The 20,256-nt window shown below is 71.3% G+C and carries 22 protein-coding genes; 4 read left to right on the top strand and 18 right to left on the bottom strand.

Annotated elements, in window-relative coordinates; genetic code table 11:
* Positions 1-20 precede the first annotated feature (20 nt).
* The 5 genes from rdgB to HS041_RS11495 form a co-directional block, all read right to left on the bottom strand.
* Entirely contained in the window at positions 21-671 is a 651-nt protein-coding gene (gene rdgB, locus HS041_RS11515; protein WP_196440454.1) for an RdgB/HAM1 family non-canonical purine NTP pyrophosphatase, read from the bottom strand.
* The gene (gene rph / locus HS041_RS11510; RefSeq protein ID WP_196440453.1) at positions 668-1,384 is read right to left on the bottom strand and encodes a ribonuclease PH; all 717 of its coding nucleotides are present in this window, start codon (positions 1,382-1,384) and stop codon (positions 668-670) included. The genes rdgB and rph overlap by 4 nt, the downstream gene beginning before the upstream one ends.
* Before the next feature lie 5 nt (positions 1,385-1,389).
* Positions 1,390-2,142, bottom strand: coding sequence for an MBL fold metallo-hydrolase (locus HS041_RS11505; protein ID WP_196440452.1), 753 nt, complete (start codon positions 2,140-2,142; stop codon positions 1,390-1,392).
* Between the two features lie 115 nt (positions 2,143-2,257).
* Complete coding sequence (murI, locus tag HS041_RS11500; protein ID WP_196440451.1) at positions 2,258-3,079, bottom strand: glutamate racemase; 822 nt, start codon at positions 3,077-3,079, stop codon at positions 2,258-2,260.
* Between the two features lie 90 nt (positions 3,080-3,169).
* Positions 3,170-3,961, bottom strand: a complete 792-nt coding sequence (locus HS041_RS11495; RefSeq protein WP_196440450.1) for a thioesterase family protein — start codon at positions 3,959-3,961, stop codon at positions 3,170-3,172.
* A 456-nt stretch (positions 3,962-4,417) separates the two neighbouring features.
* Between HS041_RS11495 and HS041_RS11490 the strand changes: the two genes are divergently transcribed.
* On the top strand, positions 4,418-6,292 hold the full coding sequence (locus HS041_RS11490; protein WP_196440449.1) for a DUF3352 domain-containing protein: 1,875 nt from the start codon (positions 4,418-4,420) through the stop codon (positions 6,290-6,292).
* Between the two features lie 123 nt (positions 6,293-6,415).
* Here HS041_RS11490 and HS041_RS11485 read toward each other — a convergent pair whose 3' ends face one another.
* From HS041_RS11485 to clpS, 7 genes are all read right to left on the bottom strand, one after another.
* A complete protein-coding gene (locus tag HS041_RS11485) occupies positions 6,416-7,234 on the bottom strand; it encodes an SDR family oxidoreductase (protein ID WP_196440448.1) in 819 nt (272 codons plus the stop codon).
* A gap of 99 nt (positions 7,235-7,333) precedes the next feature.
* The gene (locus tag HS041_RS11480) at positions 7,334-8,281 is read right to left on the bottom strand and encodes a PLP-dependent cysteine synthase family protein (RefSeq protein ID WP_196440447.1); all 948 of its coding nucleotides are present in this window, start codon (positions 8,279-8,281) and stop codon (positions 7,334-7,336) included.
* 22 nt (positions 8,282-8,303) lie between these two features.
* Positions 8,304-8,582: a MoaD/ThiS family protein gene (locus tag HS041_RS11475; protein WP_196440446.1), complete on the bottom strand. Its 279-nt coding sequence runs from the start codon at positions 8,580-8,582 to the stop codon at positions 8,304-8,306.
* An 83-nt stretch (positions 8,583-8,665) separates the two neighbouring features.
* Complete coding sequence (locus HS041_RS11470) at positions 8,666-8,803, bottom strand: hypothetical protein (RefSeq protein WP_196440445.1); 138 nt, start codon at positions 8,801-8,803, stop codon at positions 8,666-8,668.
* 58 nt (positions 8,804-8,861) lie between these two features.
* Positions 8,862-9,278, bottom strand: a complete 417-nt coding sequence (locus HS041_RS11465) for a M67 family metallopeptidase (protein WP_196440444.1) — start codon at positions 9,276-9,278, stop codon at positions 8,862-8,864.
* 9 nt (positions 9,279-9,287) lie between these two features.
* Entirely contained in the window at positions 9,288-9,812 is a 525-nt protein-coding gene (locus tag HS041_RS11460; protein WP_196440443.1) for a DUF2017 domain-containing protein, read from the bottom strand.
* 7 nt (positions 9,813-9,819) lie between these two features.
* Positions 9,820-10,107, bottom strand: coding sequence for an ATP-dependent Clp protease adapter ClpS (gene clpS, locus HS041_RS11455; RefSeq protein WP_196440442.1), 288 nt, complete (start codon positions 10,105-10,107; stop codon positions 9,820-9,822).
* A 52-nt stretch (positions 10,108-10,159) separates the two neighbouring features.
* Between clpS and HS041_RS11450 the strand changes: the two genes are divergently transcribed.
* The 3 genes from HS041_RS11450 (at position 10,160) to HS041_RS11440 (ending at position 12,800) form a co-directional block, all read left to right on the top strand.
* Entirely contained in the window at positions 10,160-11,437 is a 1,278-nt protein-coding gene (locus HS041_RS11450; RefSeq protein WP_230878997.1) for a nicotinate phosphoribosyltransferase, read from the top strand.
* Positions 11,438-11,441: 4 nt separating this feature from the next.
* Positions 11,442-12,020 carry an isochorismatase family protein gene (locus tag HS041_RS11445; protein ID WP_196440440.1) on the top strand — a complete coding sequence of 193 codons (579 nt, stop codon included), beginning with the start codon at positions 11,442-11,444 and terminating at the stop codon, positions 12,018-12,020.
* 249 nt (positions 12,021-12,269) lie between these two features.
* Complete coding sequence (locus HS041_RS11440; RefSeq protein WP_196440439.1) at positions 12,270-12,800, top strand: hypothetical protein; 531 nt, start codon at positions 12,270-12,272, stop codon at positions 12,798-12,800.
* Positions 12,801-12,860: 60 nt separating this feature from the next.
* On the opposite strand, the gene HS041_RS11435 is transcribed toward HS041_RS11440, so the two are convergent.
* The 6 genes from HS041_RS11435 to HS041_RS11410 all read right to left on the bottom strand — a co-directional run bounded on the left by HS041_RS11435 (position 12,861) and on the right by HS041_RS11410 (position 20,110).
* The gene (locus HS041_RS11435) at positions 12,861-14,612 is read right to left on the bottom strand and encodes a DEAD/DEAH box helicase (protein WP_196440438.1); all 1,752 of its coding nucleotides are present in this window, start codon (positions 14,610-14,612) and stop codon (positions 12,861-12,863) included.
* Positions 14,613-14,832: 220 nt separating this feature from the next.
* Positions 14,833-15,582 carry a hypothetical protein gene (locus HS041_RS11430; RefSeq protein ID WP_196440437.1) on the bottom strand — a complete coding sequence of 250 codons (750 nt, stop codon included), beginning with the start codon at positions 15,580-15,582 and terminating at the stop codon, positions 14,833-14,835.
* A gap of 90 nt (positions 15,583-15,672) precedes the next feature.
* Positions 15,673-17,061 carry an MFS transporter gene (locus HS041_RS11425; protein ID WP_196440436.1) on the bottom strand — a complete coding sequence of 463 codons (1,389 nt, stop codon included), beginning with the start codon at positions 17,059-17,061 and terminating at the stop codon, positions 15,673-15,675.
* On the bottom strand, positions 17,058-17,909 hold the full coding sequence (locus HS041_RS11420) for a zinc metalloprotease (RefSeq protein ID WP_307845240.1): 852 nt from the start codon (positions 17,907-17,909) through the stop codon (positions 17,058-17,060). Before HS041_RS11420 ends, HS041_RS11425 begins: the two co-directional genes overlap by 4 nt.
* Before the next feature lie 233 nt (positions 17,910-18,142).
* Positions 18,143-18,394: a DUF3039 domain-containing protein gene (locus HS041_RS11415; protein WP_196440434.1), complete on the bottom strand. Its 252-nt coding sequence runs from the start codon at positions 18,392-18,394 to the stop codon at positions 18,143-18,145.
* 126 nt (positions 18,395-18,520) lie between these two features.
* Complete coding sequence (locus tag HS041_RS11410) at positions 18,521-20,110, bottom strand: MFS transporter (protein ID WP_196440433.1); 1,590 nt, start codon at positions 20,108-20,110, stop codon at positions 18,521-18,523.
* Positions 20,111-20,256 lie beyond the last annotated feature (146 nt).

Raw genomic sequence — 20,256 nt, 5'->3', positions numbered from 1 at the left:
GTTCTTACGCGCCGATTACGTCAGCCGAGGACGTCGGCCAGAATCGAGGCCAGCGCGCGGAAGGCGCGGCCCCGGTGGCTGATCGCGTCCTTCTCGGCGGGGGACATCTCGGCGGTGGTCCGGGTCTCGCCGTCCGGGACGAAGATCGGGTCGTAGCCGAACCCGCCGGTCCCGCGCGGGGCGTCGATGATCACGCCGTGCATCGTGCCCTCGGCGACCCGCTCCTCGCCCGAGGGCAGGGCCAGCACCGCCGCGCACGCGAAGTGGGCGCCGCGGCGATCCTGCGGCACGTCGGACACCTGGGCGAGCAGCAGGTCCAGGTTGGCCTTGTCGTCGCCGTGCGTGCCGGACCAGCGGGCCGAGAAGATGCCCGGCATGCCGTTCAACGCGTCCACGCACAGGCCCGAGTCGTCGGCGATCGCGGGCAGGCCCGACGCCTGGGCGACGGCGTGGGCCTTCAGCAGGGCGTTCCCGGCGAAGGACAGCTCCGTCTCGGCGACGTCGCCGATCTCCGGGAACTCCTCCAGCCCCACGATCTCGACCGGCACCGAGGCGTCGGCCAGGATGCGGCGGAGCTCGGCGATCTTCCCGGTGTTCCGCGTGGCCAGGACGGCCCGGCGGGCGGGCCGTCCCGCGTCCGCGGGTCCCGCGAGGCCGCTGTGCCCGGTCACGCCAGGGCCTCCTTCTGCAGGCGGGTCAGCTCGGCGCACCCGGTGACGCCGAGGCCGAGCAGCTGGTCGAGGGCGGCCCGGTTGAACGGCTTGCCCTCGGCGGTGCCCTGGACCTCGACGAACTCGCCGGAGCCGGTCATCACGACGTTCATGTCGGTCTCGGCGGCGACGTCCTCGGTGTAGCAGAGGTCGAGCAGCGGGACCGACTTGACGATCCCGACCGAGACCGCCGCGACCGAGTCGACCAGGGGGTCGCCCTTGCACATCTTGCGCTCGCGCATCCAGCGCACCGCGTCCACCAGCGCGACGTACGCGCCGGTGATCGCGGCGGTGCGGGTGCCCCCGTCGGCCTGGAGCACGTCGCAGTCGATCACGATCGAGTTCTCGCCGAGGAGTTTGTAGTCGACGCAGGCCCGCAGGGAACGGCCGATCAGGCGGGAGATCTCGTGCGTCCTGCCGCCGATCTTCCCGCGGACCGACTCGCGGTCGTTGCGGGTGTTCGTGGCGCGCGGCAGCATGGCGTACTCGGCCGTCACCCAGCCCAGGCCGCTTCCCTTGCGCCAGCGTGGCACGCCGTCCTGCACGGAGGCGGCGCAGAGCACCTTGGTGCCGCCGAACTCGACGAGCACCGAGCCCTCGGCGTGGGCGAGCCAGCCGCGGGTGATGGTCACCGGGCGGAGTTGATCGGGGGTACGTCCGTCTGCACGAGCCATGGGAATCACCCTAGGTCATATACCGCCCCGCTCCGTGCCAGCTCGACGCGCCCGCCGAAACCTCCCCGGGAGGCGTCGCCGAGGATCCGGTCGGGGTCGTACCAGGGGACGAGGTGGGTCAGCACCAGGGAGTCCACGGCGGCCTTCGCGGCGTGCTCGGCGGCCTGGCGGCCGTTGAGATGCAGGTTGGGGGGCAGTCCCGGCTCGTCGAGGTAGGAGGCCTCGCACAACATCACGTCGGCTCCGGCCGCCAGCCTGACCAGTTCGGAGGACTCGCCGGTGTCGGCGGAGTAGGCCACCGAGCGGCCGCCGTGGGAGATCCGGAAGCCGAAGGTCTCGACCGGGTGGTTGACCCGCGCCGCGGTCACGGCGAACGGCCCGACCTCGAAGACGCCGGGCGTGAGCCGCACGAAGTCGAAGGCCGTCTCCAGGCCCGGCTCCTCGGGCATGCCGTAGGCGGCGGCCAGGCGGCGGGGCGCGTCGGCGGGGGCGTAGACCGGGATCTTGCCGAACGGGCCGTGCGGGGAGTAGGTGCGCACCACGTGGTAGGGGCACAGGTCCAGGCAGTGGTCGGCGTGCAGGTGGGACAGGCAGATCGCGTCCACGTCGTAGAGGCCGATGTGCCGCTGGAGGGCGCCCAGGGCGCCGTTGCCGAAGTCCAGCAGCATCCGGAAGCCCTCGGCCTCCAGCAGGTAGCAGGATGAAGGGCTGTCCGGGCCGGGGAAGCTCCCCGAGCACCCGATGATCGTCAATTTCACGGCGGCCTCCTGTTCGTCACGACGCCGGGCGTCGCGCTCGGGTGCGGGGTGATGCACCCTCACATGTTCGGTACGGCGCTGCGCCCCGGCTCGCCCCCTCGCGGCCGGAGCGCGTTCACCGGCGGTGTCCGTTGCTCACGGCGTCCCCCACCGCCGCGAGTTCGACCTCCTGGATCTCCGGCCCGAGGAAGCGCCGCCCGAGCTGCGCGAACAGGTCGGTGTCGCCGGTGGCGCGGAACCGGTGGCGGGGCGTGCCGGTCGCGGCGGCCAGGCCCCGGTCGTGCAGGATCCGGAAGACGTCCTTGGCGGTCTCGTCTGCACTGGACACCAGGGTGACACCGTCTCCCGCCACGTAGGAGATCGCCCCGGTGAGCAGCGGATAGTGCGTGCAGCCGAGAATGAGCGTGTCGCAGCCGTCGGTCAGGACGGGCTCCAGGTAACCGCGGACGGTCTCGATGAGCTCCTCGCTCATCGTCTCCCCGCGCTCCACGAACTCCACCAGCCGGGGTGCGGCCACCCCGGTCAGCGTGACGTCGGGGGCGGCGGCGAAGGCGTCGTGATAGGCCATCGACTCGATCGTGGCCCTGGTCCCGATCACCCCGACCCGGCCGTTGCGGGTGGCCCGCACGGCTCGCCGGGCAGCCGGTTGGATCACCTCCACGACCGGTACGTCATAACGTTCCCGGGCGTCCCGCAGCACCGCCGCGCTGGCACTGTTGCACGCGATCACCAGCATCTTGACGTCGTGCTCGACGAGGTGGTCCATCACCTCCAGCGCGTAGGCGCGGACCTGCGCGATCGACTTGGGCCCGTACGGCTGCCGCGCGGTGTCGGCCACGTAGAAGACCGATTCGCCGGGCAACTGATCGATGATCGCCCTGGCCACCGTGAGGCCGCCCACACCGCTGTCGAAGATTCCGATACTCGTTTGCGACACGGTTCCCAAGGTTAGGCGAGCCGGAAGGAACGCTCATGGTAAGAATCCTCACAACGAGCGTTCCGGTGTCGCAGTCCCTCGCGGGCGGGGTCAGCCCCGGCCGACCCGGGCGAGCTGGCGGGACTGGGCGACGAGCCTGCCCGCGGAGTCCCAGACTTCGACCTCCTCGTCGAACCAGCCGTCGCTGATCATCCGGCCGCTGCCGAGCAGGGTGAGCCAGCCGGGGGCCGGCAGCGCGCGCAGGTGCCAGGTGAGGTCCACGGTCGGCGCCCAGCCGCGGGCTCCGGCGGAGAAGACCACGGGCGGCAGGGCGTCCACGGCCAGGGCGAGGACGTAGGGGTCGGGGTCCTGCGGCTCGGCCATCCGGAAGTAGGCGCGGCCCTCGGGGCGGCCGGTGGGGTTGCCGTCGAGCCAGCCGATGGTGGGCGGGTCGAACGCCATGTCGATCTGGGCGTTGAACGTCATGTTCGACTCGGGCTTGGGGTCGGGCAGCTTGACGCAGTCCTCGACGGGCGGCATGGCGGCTGACGGCCCGTCCGTCCAGTCGGGGGCCACCTCGGCGAGGGTGGCGGTGGTGACGAGCGTCTCGATGAAGGACGTGTCGCCCTGGATCAGGGTGGCGCGGGTCATCGTCGCGGTGCGGCCGGTCTTGATCTGCTCCAGCCGTACCCGGGCCGGTCCGGCTTGGGGGGCGCGCAGGAACTGCGCGCTGGTGGTCACGGGGTGCTCGTGCGGGGAGGCGTCCACGACGGCGCGCAGGATCACGGCCATCAGGTAGCCGCCGTTGAGCGGCCCGCCGATCGAGTAACCGGGGTCCAGGCACACGTCGTAGGTGCTCTCGTCGACCCGGATCGCCTGCGTCGCCTCGTCGAACTTCGTCATCTGCTGTCCACTGCCTCGTCTCACCCTGCGGACCGGGCGCCGGACGGCCGGGCCGCCAGACTCCCGGCGTGCCCGTGGGCACCGTCCCGAATCTTATTCTAGTCGGACCACTCTATCCATCCCGGACGGCTCGCGCCCCCCGACCTCCGGCGCACCGTCTCCGCTCTCACGCCCCGCACTCCATGAAACCGGTCGAATCATCTATTAAAGATTCTTTCAGGACTTTCCATGCTGATGGTGATGCCGACTCGCGTCACGCGGTGTCGCCGCGTCGTTCCCCTCGGCCAGAAATCTCGTACGGCGGCGGCCGATCCACGCCGAAGACGCCGGTCAGCGACCCGCGAAGGAGCGATTCGCCCTTAGACGCAGCAAAGAGGCAGTTAGTTCAATGCAAGCGGTTCGCTAGAAAGATGCACTAACTTCTACGTATCCGCGAAGTCCACCTTGTGAGTGAGCATGCCTGCCAACAATCCCCCCGACCAGTTCCCCGGATCGGGCCAGCAGCCCGACAGGACGATCGCATACCGTCGGAACGAGGGTGCGCAGCAGCACAACCAGCCGCACACCCAGGCCTACCCCCAGCCGGGCTACCCCCAGAGCCAGCCCGGATACCCCCAGCAGGGTGGCGGCCACCCACAGGGTCAGCCCGGATACCCCCAGCAGGACGCGGGCGGGTACCAGCAGGCCCCGCCTCCCTACCCCCAGCAGGGCCAGCAGCCCGGCTACCCGCAGCAGAACTACGGCCAGCAGGCCTACGGTCAGCAGAACTACGGCCAGCAGAACTACGGCCAGCAGAACTACGGCCAGCAGACCCACCCGCAGCAGCCGTACGGCCAGCAGGCCTACCCTCAGCAGGGCGCCGATTTCCTGGGCTCCGGCCAGCCGCCCGTCCCCGCGCGCAAGAGCCGCAAGGGCTGGCTGGTCGCGGTGATCGCGGCGCTGGTCGTCGCCCTCGTCGGCGGCGGCGGCGTCTACGCCGTCAGCCTGCTCAGCGGCGGCGGCGCCCAGCCCCATGACGTGCTGCCCGGCAACGCCATCGGCTACGTCCGGATCGACCTCGACCCGGCCGCCAACCAGAAGCTGGCGCTGTACGACATCGCCAAGAAGTTCACCGTCACCAAGGACTCCTTCACCGGCGACGACCCGCGCAAGTCCTTCTTCGACATGGTCAAGAAGGACAGCGAGAGCCTGAGCAAGGTGGACTTCGCCGCCGACGTCGAGCCGTGGCTCGGCTCCCGCATCGGCGCGGCCGTGACGCCGGCGGGCGGGCAGAGCGAGAAGCCCGACGTCGTGATCGCCGTCCAGGTCACCGACCAGGAGGCCGCCAGGGCCGGGATCGCCAAGCTGATGGGCGAGGAGAAGTACGGCATCGCCTTCCGCGACGACTACGCGCTGCTCGCCCAGACCCAGGCCCAGGTCGACGCCGCGGCCAAGGCCGCACCGCTGTCGGAGAACGCCAACTTCACCTCCGACCAGAGCGACCTCGGCGAGACCGGTGTCGTCTCCCTCTGGCTGGACGCCGGCAAGGTCGCGGAGCTCGCCCCCGAGATGGCCGCGCAGGACCCCGCCACCCTCGCCAAGATCAAGAACGTCCGGGTGGCCGCCGCGCTCCGCTTCGACGGCAGCTACGTCGAGTTCGCCGGCGTCGCCCGCGGCGGGCAGGACCTGGGCGTGGAGGCCGAGCCCTCCCAGATCGGCAGGCTCCCGGCCTCCACGGCCGCGGCGGTCTCGATCTCCGGTCTCGGCGAGATGATCAGCAAGCAGTGGACCGAGCTGATGAAGACGGTCAACCAGACCGCCGGCGACCAGTCCTTCCAGCAGTTCGTCGACCAGGCCCAGCAGCGGTACGGCCTGGCGCTCCCCGCCGACCTGGCAACCCTGCTCGGCACGAACCTCACCCTGGCCCTGGACGCCAACGGCCTCGACGGCGACGCGCCCAAGTTCGGCGCGCGGATCGCCACCGACCCGGCCAAGGCCCAGGAGGTCGTCAGCAAGATCGAGAGGTTCCTCGCCGACTCCGGCACCGCCGTGCCGCAGATCGCCAAGGTGCCCGGTGACGGCGTCCTCGTCCTGGCCAGCTCCCAGGAGTACGCGGCCGAACTCGCCAAGGAGGGCACCCTGGCCGACAGCGAGAGCTTCCAGCTCGCCATCCCCAACGCCGGCGAGGCGACCTTCGCCGCCTACGTCGACCTCGACAAGATCGAGAAGCTCTACCTCGGCAGCATGCAGGGCGACGAGAAGGCCAACGCCCAGGTCCTGCGCGCCGTCGGCATCAGCGGCTCCCAGAACGGCGGCGACGCCGACTTCTCCCTGAGGGTCCTGTTCAACTGACGGTCCGCACCGAGGCGGCCATATGAGAGAAGGGCGGGCGTACCATCCGGTACGCCCGCCCTTCCGTCACCGGAGCCGACTCACCCGGGCCCGGTATCGCAGTGCCGGTCCACGGCTCGGGCGTCACCTCAGAAACTGCCGCGCGCCCCGCAGTTGCGTCCGCAGGCGCTGCCGGGTCATGGCGCATTCCAGGCGCACATCCAGCGGGCCGGGCACACCGGTGTCCACTCGCCGGCCGGAAGGCAGGAGTCCGGCGTCGAGACCGTCGCGCCGGGCGATGAGCAGCCCGAGCTCGTATCGGCTCACGGCATCGGCTCCTGCGACGTGGTGGATGCCGGAATACTCGGACGCGGCGAGTTCCAGGAGTGCCGCAGCGAGATCGGCGACGTGGACGGGGCACCGCACGTCGTCCGTGAACAGCGCGCCTCTCGATCCGGGAGCGGCCAGTGAATGCACCAGGGCCTCGTGCGGGGAATCCCCGTCGCCGACGATGAGCGATGTCCGGGCTATCACCGCGGTCGGCACGAGCGCGTGCACCGCCGTCTCGGCGGCCGCCTTCGCCGCGCCGTACGGCGTGATCGGATCCGGGACGCATGTCTCGTCGTAGCGAACGGCGGCGCCGGAGAAAACCGCGTCGCTCGACACATGGACCAGACGCCCACCCGCCGACGAGGCGGCCAGAGCCACGTTCGCGGCGCCGACCGCCGTGGTCGTCCAATCGGCCTGACGGTACGCGGCATTGATGACCGCCTCCGGGCGGAGCGCGGTGACCAACGAGCTGACATCCTCTTGCCGACGCACGTCGAGCGGCGACCATGTGATGCCCGCGGCCTCGCCCGGGCGGGTCAGATAGGTCGCGGCGACCTCATGCCCTCCCGCCAGGCATTGCCGGACGAGCTCTGCGCCGAGAAAGCCGCTGCCACCGACGATGAGGATTCTCATAGCCGGTCACCGTAGTCGACCCATCGTCCTGCGGCGGCTGCCGCTTCCCCCGCCCGGCCGGGACGAAGCCACCGGGCGGGGGGACCGGTCACAGAGCGGTCAGGCCCAGAGCTGGCCTTCCAGCCGCTCCTCGGCCTCGTCCAGGGTGCCCTCGTAGGCCCCGGTGGACAGGTACTTCCAGCCGCCGTCCGCCACCACGAACACGATGTCGGCCCGCTCCCCGGCCTTGACCGCCTTGGCGGCCATGCCCAGGGCGGCGTGCAGGGCGGCCCCGGTGGAGACACCCGCGAAGATGCCCTCGGCGGCCAGCAGCTCCCGTGTCCTGCGCAGGGCGTCGCCCGAGGAGACGGAGAAACGGGTCGTCAGCACGTCGGCGTCGTAGAGCTCGGGGATGAAGCCCTCGTCCACGTTGCGCAGGCCGTACACCAGCTCGCCGTAGCGCGGCTCGGCCGCGACGATGCTGACGCCGGGGACGTGCTCGCGCAGGAACCGGCCGACGCCCATCAGGGTGCCGGTGGTGCCGAGCCCGGCGACGAAGTGGGTGACCGACGGCAGGTCCGCCAGGATCTCCGGGCCCGTCGTCTCGTAGTGGGAGCGCCAGTTGGCCGGGTTGCCGTACTGGTAGAGCATCACCCACGAGGGGTTCTCCGCGGCCAGTCCCTTGGCGACCCGGACCGCCTCGTTGGACCCGCCGGCCGCCGGGGAGGAGATGATCTCCGCTCCCCACATGCGAAGCAGCTGGCGGCGCTCCTCGGAGGTGTTCTCCGGCATCACGCAGATCAGCTTGTAGCCCTTGAGCCGGGCGGACATCGCCAGCGAGATGCCGGTGTTGCCGCTGGTGGGCTCCAGGATCGTGCAACCGGGCCGCAGCAGCCCGTCCTTCTCGGCCTGCTCGATCATCCACAGGGCGGGACGGTCCTTGATCGAGCCGGTCGGGTTGCGGTCCTCGAGCTTGGCCCAGATCCGCACGTCCTCCGAGGGCGACAGGCGGGGCAGCCCGACCAGGGGGGTACGGCCGACCGAGTCGATCAGCGATTCGAAACGCATGAGGGGTGGCTTCCGCTCCGTGTCAGCGCGAGCCGCCGGCGACCGCCGGCAGGACGGTGACGGTGTCGCCGTCGGCCACCGGGGTCTCCAGCCCGCCGAGGAAGCGCACGTCCTCGTCGTTCAGGTAGACGTTCACGAAGCGGCGCAGCGCCCCCTGGTCGATCAGGCGCTCCTGCAGACCGGGGTGGCGGGCCTCCAGGTCACCGATCAGCTCCTCCAGCGTGGCGCCCTTGGCGTCCACGGCCTTGGCGCCGTCGGTGTACGTGCGCAGGATGGTCGGAATGCGAACCTCGATGGCCATCGCGAGTCAGTCTCCTTGTGTCGTCGGGGGACGCCCACCGGATCAGAACACCGGCGGGCGAGGGGGGATTCCAGGACTGCGGGTCAGCGACAGTCGTAGACGACGGAGAACGGCGTGTGCCCGAACAGGAAGTTCTGCACGGGGGCGAGACCGGCATGCCGGACCCGGACGCCGGGACGCGCGCACACGACGTCCTCGAGGGTCGGGTCGGAGGTCGGCATGGCAGTCAGTTTACCCAAAGCGGTCGTTGTCCCTTACGGCCGTATCACGTGGCGGACGTCACTCCGGGAGGATCTTGACCTCCTCCTCGGTCACCACCCCGTCGACGATGCGGTAGGACCGCAGCTCCACGCTCTCCGCCAGTTCCTCACGCGTGGAGACCAGCACGTAGTGGGCGTTCGGCTCGGAGGCGTAGCTGATGTCGGTGCGCGAGGGGTAGGCCTCGGTCGCGGTGTGGGAGTGGTAGATGACCACCGGCTCCTCGTCGCGGTCGTCCATCTCACGCCAGACCCGCAGCTGCTCCATGGAGTCGAAACGGTAGAACGTGGGCGACCGCTCGGCGTTCTCCATCGGGACGAACCGGACAGGAGTGTCGGAACCCGCGGGACCCGCGATCACCCCGCAGGCCTCGTCCGGGTGGTCGGCCCGGGCGTGCGCGATGATCTGGTCAACCAGTTCCTGCGAGATCGTGAGCATGCCTGGAAGTTACCAAAGGGCGCGGACCAGGCTGTCCTGGAGGTAGGTGAGCCAGTCGTAGGTGAGATACGCCGGATAGCGGGGATCCTCCTCCGACATCGCCGTGAGCTCCTCGTGGGTCTCCTCGGTCACCTCCAGCCGGGTGCCGAGCGCGAGCCGCACGTCGTTCAGCGCCCGGACCCACGCCTGCGCCTGCTCCCCGGTGAGCTCCACCCGGCCGGGCGCGGCGCTGTCGAGCATGGTCTGCGCGTCGGTCCGCTTGGCGTCGCGCAGGGTCGCCTCGGTGTAGCGGCGGAACTCGGCCGACGACTCGTCGTCCTCGTAGGCCGAGGGGAACAGGCGGGCCAGCACCGGATCGGTGGGCCGCTCGGACGGGCCGATGCCGAGCGCGCGCTCCAGCGGATCGTCACCGGTCGATCCCGGCTCGATCAGGTCGAGGATCTGCGCCATCAGCGAGCGCAGGACCGTGACCTCCGCGGCGTCGAAGTCGGCGATCACCACACCCCCGGGTCCCGCAGTGAACCCGCTGCTCATCGGTGATTCACGACTCCTTCTGCACGGTGGCCCACAGACCGTAGGAGTGCATGATCTGCACGTCGCGCTCCATCTCCTCACGCGTGCCGCTGGAGACCACGGCCTTGCCCTTGTGGTGCACGTCGAGCATCAGCTTCTCCGCCTTCTCCTTGGAATAGCCGAAGACGGACTGGAAGACGTACGTCACATACGACATCAGGTTGACCGGGTCGTTCCAGACGATGGTCAGCCACGGCAGATCGGGCCGGACGTCCATCGACGGGCGTTCGACCTCCATCGGAGCAGTGCTACCCACATTCCCCAGTCTGCCTTACTCCGGGCCTAGTCTTCGAGTCGTGACGACGACCATGAGCACTGCGTTGCTGACGGATCACTATGAGCTGACGATGCTGCAGGCGGCGCTGCGCAGCGGCGCCGCCTCGCGGGGCGCCGTTTTCGAGGTGTTCGCCCGGCGGCTGCCCGGAGCGCGGCGTTACGGGGTGGTCGCCGGCACCGGCCGGGTGCTGGAGGCGCTGGAGCACTTCCGGTTCGGCGAGGACGAGCTCGCCTTCCTGCGGGACAACCGGGTGGTGGACGCCCCGACCCTGGACTTCCTCGCCGGTTACCGCTTCTCCGGCCGGGTGTACGGCTACCGCGAGGGCGAGTGCTACTTCCCCGGCTCCCCCATCATGACCGTGGAGGGCACCTTCGCCGAGGCCGTGCTGCTGGAGACGCTGATCCTGTCGATCCTCAACCACGACTGCGCGATCGCGGGCGCCGCCTCCCGGATGGTCTACGCCGCCGGAGGGCGGCCCATCATCGAGATGGGCTCGCGGCGCACCCACGAGATGTCCGCGGTGGCCGCCGCCCGTGCGGCCTACCTGTGCGGGTTCGCCGCCACCTCGAACCTGATGGCCGGCCGCGTGCACGGCGTGCCGACCGCGGGGACGGCGGCCCACGCGTTCACCCTGCTGCACGACTCCGAGGAGCAGGCCTTCGGCGCGCAGCTCGCCTCGCTCGGCACGGGTACCACCCTCCTGGTGGACACCTACGACGTGGCGCAGGCCGTACGGACCGCGGTGGAGCTGGCCGGGCCGGAGCTGGGCGCCGTCCGGCTCGACTCCGGCGACCTCGCCGAGGCCGCCCGTGAGGTGCGTGCGCAGCTCGACGCGCTGGGCGCGCACCGCACGCGCATCCTGGTCACCAGCGACCTCGACGAGCACGCCATCGCGGCGCTGGCCGCCGCCCCGGTGGACGGCTACGGCGTCGGGACCTCCCTGGTCACCGGTTCCGGCTCGCCCACGGCCGCCCTCGTCTACAAGCTCGTCGCCCGCGAGGACGCCGCCGGCGTGATGCGCCCGGTGGCCAAGAAGTCGGTCGGCAAGCCGAGCCGGGGCGGGCGCAAGGACGCCTTCCGTGAGCTCGACGAGACCGGCACGGCCGTCGCCGAGCTGGTGGTGACCTCCGGGGACCGGCCCGCCGGCGCCCGCCCCCTCCAGGCAGAGCTGGTCCGCGACGGCGAGATCGTGGGACGGGAGAGCCTGGAGGACGCCCGCGCCCGGCACCGCCGCACCTTCGCGGAACTCCCTGCCACGGCCCACCAGCTCTCCCGGGGCGACGTGGCGCTGCCGACCGTGTTTGACTAGCCTCATGGCAACCGCTCTGATCATCGTCGATGTCCAGAACGACTTCTGCGAAGGCGGCAGCCTCGCGGTGGGCGGCGGCGCCCGGGTGGCCGACGCCATCTCGCGGCACACCGCCTCCCATGCGTACGACCACGTCGTGGCCACCCGCGACTTCCACGTCGACCCGGGCGACCACTTCGCCGCCGAGCCCGACTTCGTGCTCTCCTGGCCTCCGCACTGCGTGGCCGGGACCCCGGGTGCGGACTTCCACCCCGCCTTCGACACCGCACGCGTCGAGGAGGTGTTCAGCAAGGGCGCCCACTCGGCCGCCTACAGCGGTTTCGAAGGGGTCTCCGCCGACGGCGCGCGCCTGGCGGACTGGCTCGCCGAGCGCCACGTGCACGCGGTGGACGTCGTGGGCATCGCCACCGACCACTGCGTGCGGGCCACCGCCCTGGACGCGGTCGAGAACGGCCTGGCCGTCCACGTGCTGCTGGACCTGACCGCCGGGGTCTCCCGCGGGACCACCGAGGCGGCCATCGCCGAGCTCGACTCCGCCGGAGTCCTCCTGAGCGGCGCCCCGGTGGTCGCCCAGAGCTCCTGACAGGACGATTCGAGAGCCTCCCCGGAAACTCCCGCCGCTCGTAGGCGCCGATCCGCCCCGCGTCGATCCGGCCGGCCCTCCCGCCCGCGGACCGGAAGCCCTGTCGCCGGGATCACGCCGCGGGATCCGGCCGTGCCGGGTATCCGGACGATCACTCCACGACAATGAAGGGGCAAACACGGTCACCACCCGCTGGAACAGGAGTATGACGGAGAGTCGCGACCCTCAACCTCACGGTGGTGACCTCGTATGCTCCTGCTCGGCGTCCTGTGGCTGTTCCTGGCCCCGTTGGGCCTCTGGCTGCTCGTCCGCGGCCGCGGCCCGGCCCGGATGGGTGGCATTCTCGCGCTCGCCGGGCTGGAGGCCGCCACGCTCTGGCTCGCCCCGGGAGCCGCGCCCCCGGCCCCGCCCGCCCGTCCGGCGGCCCAGCCCGCACCCGGCGTGCCGGGAGGGCCCGCCTGCTCGGCCCTGCCGCCCGTTCCCGAGCGGGTGAAGCTGACCAGGCGGAAGAACGAGCTGCGCGCCGTACGGCTCTCCTGGACGGCGGCGGCGGACGAGTGCGGCACCGCGATCGTCGTCCTCCGCCACAGGAATCACAGGATCAAGCTGTGGCTGCACGAGCGGGCGGCGGGGCCCCCGCCGGCCGGGTCCCACACGCTTCCGGTGACCGTGGCCGACGGGACGGCCTCGGCCGAGCTCCGGCTCGTCCCGCCGCTGCCGGGCAGGAGCGAGCTCACCGCGGTCGACGGCCGCACCGGCCGCCCCATCGCCCTGCGCTGATCCGCACCGGCCCGGACGCTCCCGGGGCGCCCGGCCCCGGGGTCTCCCCCCGCCGCCCGGCTACCGGGAACGCTGGGTGGCCCACTGGCGGATCCTGTCGATCCGCTCCTGCACCTGCTCCGCGGTGGCCTGGGCGATGGCGGGTCCGCCGCAGGCGCGGCGGAGCTCGGCGTGGATGACGCCGTGGGGCTGGCCGGTGCGGTGGTTCCATGCGCCGACCAGGCCGTTGAGCTCCTTCCGGAGATTGGCGATCAGCTCGTGCGGGGCGATCTGGGGCTCCTTCGGCTCCGGCTTGCTCCGCTTGGCCTTGAGCTGGTCGGACTGGCGCTTGCTCAGCAGGGTCCGGACCTGGTCGGGTTCGAGCAGGCCCGGCAGGCCGAGGAAGTCCTCCTCCTCCGGGGAGCCCGGCTCGGCGGCGGCGCCGAACTCGCCTCCGTCGAAGAGCACCCGGTCGAAGGTGGCGACCGCCTCCAGGGTCTCGAACGGCAGCTCGTCGCCGACGACGTCGGGGTTGTCCTTCTTCCGGTTGGCGTCCTCGACGAGGAAGTCGTCGAGCCCCTCCTCGGGCGGCTTCCGGTCGAGCACGTGGTCGCGCTCGGCCTCCATCTCCCCGGCCAGGCCCATCAGGGTCGGCACCGAGGGAAGGAAGACCGAGGCGGTCTCGCCGCGCTTGCGGGCCCGGACGAAGCGGCCGACGGCCTGGGCGAAGAACAGCGGGGTCGAGGTGCTCGTGGCGTAGACCCCGACGGCCAGGCGCGGGATGTCGACGCCCTCGGAGACCATCCGGACCGCGACCAGCCAGCGTTCCTGCGACGCCGAGAACTGCTTGATCTTCTTGGAGGCCTCGGGGTCGTCCGAGAGCACGACCGTCGCGCCCTGACCGGTGATCGTGCGGATGTGCCGGGCGTAGGCGCGGGCCGTCTCGTGGTCGGTGGCGATCACCAGCCCGCCGGCGTCGGGCACGCCCCTGCGGACCTCGGTCAGGCGCCGGTCGGCCGCGTGCAGCACCTGCCGGATCCAGTCGCCCTTGGGGTCGAGCGCGGCCTTCCACGCCTGGCCGAGCTGGTCCTTGGTGAGCGGGGTGCCGAGCGTGGCGGCGATCTCGTCGCCCGCCCGCGTCCGCCAGCGCATCTCACCGGCGTAGGCGAGGAAGATGACCGGCCGGACGACGCCGTCGGCGAGCGCCGGGCCGTACCCGTAGGAGTAGTCGGAGACGCTGCGCCGCACGCCCTCGCCGTCCTCGGCGTAGGTCACGAACGGGATGGGGTTGATGTCGGACCGGAAGGGGGTGCCGGTCAGCGCCAGGCGTCGCGCGGCGGGCTCGAAGGCCTCGCGCACGCCGTCGCCCCAGGACTTGGCGTCGCCCGCGTGGTGGATCTCGTCGAAGATCACCAACGTCTTGCGCGCCTCGGTGCGGGCGCGGTGCAGCGCCGGGTGCATCGAGACCTGGGCGTAGGTCACCGCCACCCCGGTGTAGTCGCGGGAGGTCGCGCCCTGGCTGTTCTTGAACTCGGGGTCGATCGCGATGCCGACTCTGCCGGCCGCGTCGGCCCACTGCTGCTTGAGGTGCTCGGTGGGAGTGACGATCGTGATCGCCCGGATGATCCCCCGGGAGAGCAGGTCGCCGGCGATGCGCAGCGCGAAGGTCGTCTTGCCCGCGCCCGGCGTGGCGACCGCCAGGAAGTCGCGCGGCTCGCGCCTGCTGTAGAGGTCGAAGGCCTCCTGCTGCCATGCGCGCAGCTTCGGCGCGGTCCCCCAGGCGGCGCGGTCGGGGTAGGAGGGGGACAGATGGGAGGCGGCGAAGGTGCTCATGCGCCTCTCCTCACCCGCAGGCCCGTCGGGACGTTCGCAGCACCGCTGTTTCTGATGGCTCGCTCGCTTCGCTCACTCACAATTTCCCCAGACTAATCGCCGCCGCCGACAACACGTGCCGATCGCCCGAGATCGCCGCCGAGGACCTCTCCTCGCGTCATGGTCCTCCGGCCCGGTACGGCCGCGCCCGCCCGTCTGCTTCCGCGGCACCGCCGTTCCGTCACGCCCTGCGGATCCCGGCGATCACCTCCTCGATCCCGGCGTGCGTGCGGGGGCCGCCGGGCTTGGCCACCGCGACCACGACCACCGGAGACCCGCCGGGCCCGGTGAGGAAGACCACACGCAGATGCGCCGGGCCGTTCACCACGTCGCGGTACTCCGCCCTGAGGGTGCGGCTGTGCCCGGTCCACCCGCCGGCGCTGATCGGCCGGTCGTCGTCGACCTCCACCTCGTCGCCGTGGAGCAGCAGCCTGCCGTACAGGTCGGCGAGCTCGGCCGTGGCCGCGCGCGGGTCGGCGGCCGGCTCCCCCGGCCCGACCATCACCGTCACCGCCGCGCCGTCGCCGGCCACCGAGGTGAACCCGGTGACCGGCGGCACCGCGCCCTGCCGCCACCCGGCGGGCAGCGGGTAGCCGACGCCCGCGGCCCGGTCGGTCACCCGGCCGGAGGAGGGATCGGGAGAGGACACGATCCGTAGCACCAGGGCGGTGGCGCCGGCGGCCACCGCGACGCAGACCGTCAGGGCGAGCAGGCCGAGCAGGGGGCGGCGCAGCCGGCGCGGGATCCGGCGCCGGGGCGGCATGGCGGGCGTGCCGTACCAGCGGGCCGAGGGCGGCAGGTCGTCCTCGCCGGACGCCTCGGGCGGCCACGCACGGCCGGGCAGTGCGGAGCTCCATCCCGCCTCCCGGGACGGCCGCGCCCGGCCCGGAGGCTCCTGCGGCGGCCGCGTCCGGCGAGGCGGTTCGTCCACGGATCCTCCTCCCGGCGGTCACGGCCCTCCCGTCCTACCATGCCCCGCGAGCGTGGATCCGGCCATAGCCGATCACCGGTATGGGGAGGATCAGGAGGCGTCGCGCATGCGGCCGGCGACGGCCACCCCGAGCGCCCCGACGACGGCCGTCATGGCGACGATCGCGGTGTAGCCGGTGGCGATGTCGTCGTGACCGATCAGGTTGACCAGCACGCCGCCGAAACCGATGGTCAGCGAGCTGCCCAGGGTGTCGACGACCTGGATGGCCGCGGAGTTCGCGCCCTGCTCGGCGTCGGGCGACTGGCGCATGGTGGTGATGCTGACACTGGACATGCTGACGCCCATGCCCAGGCCGGCGAGCATCCAGGCGAAGGCCATGATCCAGCCGGTCAGCCCGGGGATCAGCGCGAGCGGGGTCAGCAGGATGCCCGCGGTGACCGCGAAGGCGCCGAACCGCACCAGCCGGGGACGGTCCCATTCACGGCGCGCCTGAAGGTGGGAACCGCTGCTCCAGCCCAGGGCGCCGATGGTGAGCGCGACTCCGGCCTCGGTGAGAGAGAAGCCGAGTTCCTTCTGGAGCACCAGCGGGATGAAGGCGTTGACCCCGAAGAAGGCCGCGGACAACACCCCGCGCATCATGATCGTGGTGGGCAGGCCCTGACCGAACCTGAGCGCCTTCGGCGGCAGCAGCCGGGGCAGTGCGGCGGCCAGAGCGGCCAGTCCCACGGCGGTCACGATCCCGCCCGGCACCGGATCGGTGTGCAACCGGTCCGCCCCGTACAGCAGCGCCCCGGCGCCGACGGCCGTCGCCAGCGCCGCCAGAGTCATCGGCAGCGGCCTGGACCGGGGCCCGGTGCCGCCCGCGGAGACCTCGCTTCCGCCTCCGCGCAGCGCGGGCAGCAGCATCACCAGGGCGGGGATCACCAGCGGGACGATCCCGTAGAAGACCCAGCGCCAGCCGACCGTCTCGGCGATGAGCCCGCCGACGCCGGGACCGACCAGCGCGGGGAGCACCCAGGCCGTCGAGAGCGCAGCGAAGATCTTGGGCCGGGCCTCGGGGGCGTAGACCCGGGCGATCATGACGTAGATCGCGACGACGGCGAACCCTCCGCCCAGCCCCTGTACGGCGCGGGCGACGATGAAGACCTCCTTGGACCAGGCCGCGCCCGCCAGGACCATGCCCACCACGAACAGGGCCACGCCGAGCAGGAACGGAACCGCGTGCCCCCGGCGGTCGGACCAGAGCCCGGCGGCCACGTTCGCGAACAGCCCGGCGATCAGGAACGCCGAGAAGCTCATGCCGTACAGGTTGAGCGCGTTGAGATCCGCGGAGGCCGCGGGCATGACCGCGCCGATGGACATGCCCTCGAAGGCGATCAGCGTGACGACGAGCAGGATGCCGAGCGAGGCCGTGCGGTAGCTCGGACCGAAGATCCGGGGCGGTTCGTATGGAGCGTCAACTGTCTTCGGTGCTGTCACCCATCAAGGGTAATGTCCGTCCTGTTCTCCCGGTACGCGACCCACGACTCCTGCATCCGGAGCGCCTGACCGCCGGTGAACTCGGACATGCAGGCGTCGTGGGAGTAGTCCATGAAGTTGTGGATCGGGTCCGGGCCGTTCCCCGGGCAGGTGTCCTTGCCGGCCGGGCAGCCCACCGTGGGGTGGGCCTCGGGCGGCGTGTCGGCGATCGCGTCCCCCGGCGCCCGGCAGCCGTTCTCGAAGGTGTGCAGCAGCCCCAGCCAGTGGCCGATCTCGTGGACTCCGGTGTAGCCCAGGTCGAAGTCGCGCAGGGCGCCGCCGGGCAGGCTGCGCCAGTCGACGACCACGCCGTCGAGCCGGGGCTCGTCGTCGTACCAGTGCGGGTAGGTGGAGTAGCCGAGCACCAGCCGGCCGAGTTGCGCGATGTAGAGGTTGAGCGTCTCGGCGCCGCCCCTGCGCATCTGCTTCATCTCCCGCTCGTGGGAGAGCGGGTCGTGGAACCACCGGGGATTCTCGGTCCGGGTCAGGCCGGCGAGCCGGAACCGGATGCCGGTGTCGACCCCGCCGAGCCGGCCGCCGTAGGCCTGGTTGAGAACGGTCATCTGCGCGTGCACCGCGCTGTCCGGGGCGCCCTGGAGACCGTCGGTGATCACGTGCACCCAGGTCGGGACGGTGAGCGGGACCGGAGTGTTCCGGCGCAGCGCCGACCGGCGGGCGTCCAGGTCGGCGATCATCTCGGCGACCTGCTCGCGGCCGGGGGCGTGGGGCTCGGGTCCCCGCCCCGGCGTCGCGGCCCGCGCGGAGATCACGCACTCGCCCGTACCGGTCGCGGGAAGGGCCGTGCGCACGGCGGGCGATCCGAGCCCGGAGGCCGCCACTGCCGCGGAAGCCCTCGGGGGCGTGTCAGGCGCGGTGGCCGGACCGGCGGGCGCGGCGCCCACGGCAAACAGGCATGCCGAGACAACGGCGATCGCACGCGAAACCATGACTCCCCCGATAAGCCATCTGACCTGGCCGGATGCCACTTTTCAGTGACATCCCGACCGTAGCCTCATCGGCGGCGATCACCCGTGAGCAACACTCACTCGTTGTTGCTGTCTTCTCCCTTGGGGAGCCCTTCGTAGATCTCCTTGCACTCGGGGCAGACCGGGAACTTCTGCGGGTCGCGGTTCGGCACCCAGACCTTGCCGCAGAGCGCGCGCACCGGGATGCCGCTGAGCGCACTCTCCATGATCTTGTTCTTCTCGACGTAGTGGGCGAACCGCTCGTGGTCGCCGTCGCCGTGCGACAGGTCCGGCCGTACGTCGCTCTCAGGAAGGATCTTCGTGCTCACTCTGTCGATTTTATGCTCGCGCCGCCGCGGGCCTCTCACCGGCACGGGCCCCCGGGCATGAGTACGGCTCCCGCCGGGCGGCGGGAGCCGTACCGGGCGGGAGCCGTACCGGAAGGCGGCGGAAGGTCAGCCCATGTGGACGGGGGCGCCCTCGGTCTTGCGGCCCGCCTTGACGACCAGCGCGAGCAGCGCGGCGAGGACCGCGACGCCGGTGCTGACCTGGAAGCCGAGCTGCATGCCGTCGAGGAAGGAGGAGTTCACCACACCGGTGATCGCCTGGGCCACCGCCTCGGGCGTGCCGGGCTGGACGGGAGCCTCGGCGAAGGACGCGGCCTGCGCCATGCCCGCCATCTGCTCCGGAGGCAGCGCCGGGAGCTTGGCCGCGCTCCAGTAGCCGGGGAGCACCTCGCCCACCTTGCCGGCGACGATCGCGCCGAGCACCGCGGTGCCCAGCGACCCGCCGACCTGCATCGCCGACTGCTGCATGCCGCCGGCGACACCGCTGAGCTCCTCGGGGGCGTTGCCCACGATGATCTCGGTGGCGCCGACCATGACCGGGGAGAGGCCGAAGGCGAGCAGCACGAACGGGATCGCGCTGGCCACGTAGCCGTCCTCCAGGCCCAGCCGGGACAGCAGGAACATCGCCGTGGCGGTGATCAGCATGCCCACCGCGATCGGGATCTTCGGGCCGAGCTTGCTGATCGCCACGCCCGCCAGCGGCGAGGCGACGATCATGCCCGCGCTCATCGGGAGCATGCGGATGCCGGCGTCCAGCGGCTTCAGGCCGTGCACGCCCTGGAAGTAGAAGGTGAGGAAGAACATGGCGCCGAACATCGAGAACGCCATGAGCACCATCAGCACGGTGCCGATCGAGACCGACAGGTTGCTGAACAGGCTGAGCGGGACCAGCGGCTCGGCGGCCCTGCCCTGCCACCAGACGAACACCGCGCCGAGCGCCACGGCCCCGGCGATGAAGGCGAGCGTCTTGGTGTCGCCCCAGCCGTACTCGGGGGCCTTGATGATCGCCCAGATCAGGCAGAACATGGCGCCGGAGAGCAGCACCACGCCGAGCCAGTCGACCTTGGACAGGGACTCGGCCCTGCTCTCCTTGACGACGAGCATGCCGACGATCAGCGCGACGATGCCGACCGGGACGTTGATGAAGAACACCGACTGCCAGTTGTTGTCGTCCCCCACCAGCAGGCCGCCGACGATGGGGCCGGCCGCGCTGGACAGGCCGATCGTGGCACCCCAGACGCCGATCGCCATGTTGAGCTTCTCGGCCGGGAAGGCGGCGCGGAGCAGGGCGAGGGCGGCGGGCTGGAGCAGGGCGCCGAACAGGCCCTGGAGCACGCGGAAGGCGACCAGCATGCCGATGGAGTCGCTCAGGCCGATCGCGAGCGAGGTGAGCGCGAACCCGGCGATGCCGATCATGAAGATCCGCTTGTGGCCGAACAGGTCGCCGAGCTTGCCGGCGGTGATCAGGAAGACCGCGAGCGCCAGGAGGTAGCCGCTGGTCACCCACTGCAGGTCGGACAGGGACGCCTTGAGGTCCGCACCGATCGCCGGGTTGGCGATGGCGACGACGGTGCCGTCGAGCATCACCATCATCACGCCGAGCGAGACCGCCAGCAGCGTGAGCCAAGGATGACCCTGCCTTGACGATGCGCCCGGTCCGGCCGGCGGCGATGCCGCCACCGTCTTGGGATGTGCCATGGAAGGGTCCCCCTCGTTGGTCCGATACGTCCCACCTTGGGACGTCAGCTCGGGTAATTTATGTCAGACGGTGACAGATGACAAATCGTTTTATGAGGCAGTCCATGACTTGTGGCAGACTGTGAATCCTATGTTGCGAGGAGGTG

This window comes from Planomonospora sp. ID67723 (assembly GCF_015711605.1).
Lineage (GTDB): Bacteria > Actinomycetota > Actinomycetes > Streptosporangiales > Streptosporangiaceae > Planomonospora_A.
The sequence above is the reverse complement of the archived record's forward strand: the minus strand, read 5'-3'. Positions and strand labels throughout refer to the sequence as shown.